This window comes from Brasilonema octagenarum UFV-OR1, from assembly GCF_963888615.1.
In the GTDB taxonomy this organism is placed as follows: domain Bacteria; phylum Cyanobacteriota; class Cyanobacteriia; order Cyanobacteriales; family Nostocaceae; genus Brasilonema; species Brasilonema sennae.
On sequence record NZ_CAWPKW010000238.1, the window covers coordinates 1 to 3,963 of the forward strand.

The following is a 3,963-nucleotide window of genomic DNA, read 5'->3' on the forward strand; positions in this document are numbered from 1 at the left end:
TCCCGCAGGGTAGAATGTGGCGTCAGGCGACGGGCGTTCCCGGAGGGCTATCGGGTATGCCCAAAGCGCACGCCTGGAGGGCGAACGCCAGATGCCTCTGTCGGGAAAACGCCACATCCTTCTCCCAAGGGGAGACGCAATCATGCGAACAAGTCGGCAGAGCCGCCCAACGGAGTGGCTCCCCTCCAGCAGCACTGGTCTGACCAAATCAAACCGGATTCCCATATTTACCATTCGTAAAGCGGTCGCTACTTATATGATCAGAGTAATTCCGTTAGCGTAGCAACTGGCAACAGATAACAAAGTAATTGAGTGGACAAACTCTACTGGCTTGAGCAAATTAAACTACAAGACCGCGCCAAAGTTGGTGACAAAGCATTTTATTTAAGCAGAATTATGCAGCGCGGTTATCCTGTAGTGCCTGGTTTTGTCGTTTCAGCGGAAGTTTTGCGAGAATTTCTAGAAACTCTCAACAGTTCGGAGGCGTTAGTCGCTGACTTACCTTATTCTTCACTACACTTAGATGTCAAAAATTGGCGTCAACTTCAGCAGGTTGCTAGACGCTTGCGCCAAGAGATCAGTGCAGCTCATCTGCCAAAACACCTACTTAGTAAAATTGTCAATGCAGCTAAAGAATTAAAATCTGGATATCTGATTTTTCGACCAACTTTTGTACTGCCTACTATAAAGCATGGGGTGACTAAGACATCTGGATTGCTAGAGTCTGTGGTGTGTGAATGTGATGAAGAGGCAATTGCTCTGGCATTGAAGCGCACCTGGAGCCAGATGTTTCGTGCTAAGAGTTTATTGTGCTGGCAATGGGCAGGAATAGACCTGCAACAAATTAATTCGGGAGTTTTGGTACAACCTTTTAGGAATGCGATCGCCAGCGGCTTACTCAATGCCAACTCTTCTGAATGGGAAATTTTAGCGACATCGGGATTAGGAGTGGCAATGACTCAAGGTGAAGTCTTGCCAGATGTTTACTACATCCAGCCGGAAACTGGTACTGTCAAAGAGCGGCAACTGGGCAATAAGATGGTAGCTTACCGTCTTAATGATAAAGCGCCTGTAGCGGCTTTGCAAACGGTGCCAGCTTCAGGTGCGCTGGTTTCAAATGACTCAAGTCTTGTTCCTTACCTGTTGGAAGAAGACCAACAAAAACAGTATGCTTTGCCAGAAGAACATCTGCAACAACTGATTCAATTAGCAACTCAAATTGTCAAAGAAACTGGCGTCAATTTTACCTTTGAGTGGACTATCTCTTGTGAGGCAACGAGTACGCTTTACCTAACGCAAATGAGTACACCCTTGGCAATTTATAATTTCCACTCCATCAAAGGATTAGGAGCATCAGCGGGACGTGTGACAGCAACTGCTCATATTATTGTGAATGCACAACAAAAACCAGAACAATTACCCAAGGGAGTCATTTTAGTTACACCAACAATAGCACCTGATTGGTTACCGCTACTGCAACAAGCTGCTGGCATTATTACTGATAAAGGAGGTATCACAAGTCATGCTGCTATCCTTGCGAGAGAATTGGGAATACCAGCAGTAGTGAGCGTAGCAGATGCCACAGCAATTATTCAAACAGGCGAGAAATTACTGATTGATGGCGACAAGGGGGAAGTTTATCGTTTAACAAGAGAAGCTAGGGAGATAGGACAAGGGGAAGAAGACACGGGGACAAAAGGAACTCAGGGTTCCTACAGAGGAACCAGCCCTGTGGGTGGGTTTTCTGTAAAGTCGAGCCAGCGCCCTTCGGGTATCTCCTTCGGAGACGCTGAGTCCTTCGGACACGCTAGGCGAACGCGAACGCAGTCGCCTAGGTCGGGAGACCCTCACTTCGACAAGCTCAGTGCACAGCCTGCAGCGCTGTCTCACCGTGCAGGGGTTCCCCAACGCCAGACGCCTGCGGAGGGAAACCCTCCTATGCCCTACGGGCAGGCTAGCCCCGAAGGGGCAAAGCTCGCCGGGGGGAGTATCCCCCCGGCAGACTTTGGCGCTACGCAAACGCCAACAGCGCTGGCTCTCGTTGAGGAAAGTGTCCATCGACAAGGGGAAGATAATACGGGGACAAGCGAACTAACAGAGGACACCAAAGCACCCGGCTGGTTCCCGTTGAGGAAAGTGTCCGTAGACAAGGGGACATATTTATTCTCCGCGTCTTCCAGTTCTTCATCACGCCTGAGTTTGCCGATGATCACTACAAAACTGTTGGTTAACTTGAGCCAGCCTAGTTTGATCGAACAAGCGCAAAGTTTACCTGTGGATGGTGTGGGATTATTGCGCTCAGAACTGATGGCTCTGAATATACTCGAAGGGAAACACCCGAGTGCTTGGCTGTTGGAGGGACACCGAACCAAATTGTTAGAACGTTGGTACGAGCAGATCATCCACTTCGCCCAAGCTTTTGCACCAAGACCAGTTTTTTATCGGTCTTTGGATTGGCGTTCCCATGAGCTACCATCTTTGAATGATAATGTAGAATCTTCCACGCAATCGATGCTGGGAGAACGTGGTACCTTCAGCTATTTGAAAAATCCCGCAGTTTTTGAGTTAGAACTGGCTGCTTTAGCCGGCGTACAAAACGCAGGATACAGCAATATCCATCTACTGTTACCTTTTGTTCGTACAGTGGAAGAGTTTTCCTTTTGCCGTCAAAAAGTTGAGCAAGCAAGGTTAACCCAAGTACCACAGTTTCAATTGTGGATTATGGCAGAAGTGCCAAGCGTCCTGTTTTTACTGCCAGAATACGTCAAAGCAGGTGTACAGGGAATTTCAATTGGTACGAATGATCTGACTCAACTGCTCTTGGCAGTGGATAGAGAACAAGGACAACTCGCAAAAGTGTTTGATGAACGTCATCCAGTTGTTATGGGTGCTGTTGCTCAACTCATTCAAATGGCAAACAGTGCAGGAATTCCTTGTTCTATTTGCGGTCAAGCACCAGCGCTGTATCCTGAAATTATTGATCAGCTGGTACAATGGGGCATCACTTCTATTTCTGTTGAACAGGAAGCTGTTGAACGGACATATTTGGCGATCGCCCGTGCTGAACAAAAGATCATTTTAGAAGCAGCACGGCGTCAACGAAATCAGCAGTAGTTTAGATTAGATCTGTCTTGAAAGTCTACCTCTCAAGTATTGCTGATGTTATTGCCAACCAAAAAAAAACCCCTTGCGCTACTTTATAAGGTATTGCAAGGGATAAAAAATCAACTGGGAAAAACTGAATATTGAATACTATATGTTGCTTTTTCAGCTACAAGCTGGAAATAGTTACTTAATACTTAGTTGTATTTTGTTATAAGGCACATTGCTTTGCTGCGCCCTAGTACCGTAAGGCCGAATTCACGCATGCCATGCGTCCCGCTGCACTAACAAAATTCACTTAGGAATACAGCACAAGCGTTTCATTGATTTGGAATGGTGAGGCAGTCCGGTCTTGGGGAGCCAGTTCTGCAGGAGGGTTTCCCTCCGTAGGAATCTGGCGTGGTTCCCCGCATGAGGAACTGCCGAACCCGAAGGGGTGGTTTATTTACGCGTGTGGTGTACTAGTGGGAACGGTCTCGCTACGATAATGGCGTGCCGCAGGCATAGATCGCAGTCGTCCTGAGAGCGGGAAATCCATCATTCACGCTGTTTCACCGCCCAGAGGGCGTCTACAAGTCGCTTAAAGAGCACTTGAAGGAGTGCCGAACCAGTCGCGAGCGTCGCGGAAAACTCTCCTAAAGCTTACGCAAGGGTTCGTTTCGTATGCCCAGAGGGCACGCTACTTTGAACCCAAGTAACTTGTGCTACCAGGAAATTGCAATTTGGTATGAACAGCTGTTGTTTCAAATAGCCGTTAAGTGCCACGGGCAGCGATTGCAACCCGTTACGAAAGAAACAACTCTTTCCCCTTCGGGTTCGCCCTAGTGGGAACGGCCACGCCTTACGGTGAGTCCAGCGCTG

2 protein-coding genes are annotated in these 3,963 nt (G+C 48.0%); both read left to right on the forward strand.

Translation table 11 applies throughout. The annotated features are described in order from the left end of the window. A partial coding sequence (locus tag AC5590_RS19500) for a hypothetical protein (protein WP_169268905.1) occupies positions 1-203 on the forward strand: 203 nt, incomplete at its 5' end. 109 nt (positions 204-312) lie between these two features. Then, a complete protein-coding gene (locus AC5590_RS19505) occupies positions 313-3,114 on the forward strand; it encodes a putative PEP-binding protein (protein WP_348982794.1) in 2,802 nt (933 codons plus the stop codon). Positions 3,115-3,963: the final 849 nt, after the last annotated feature.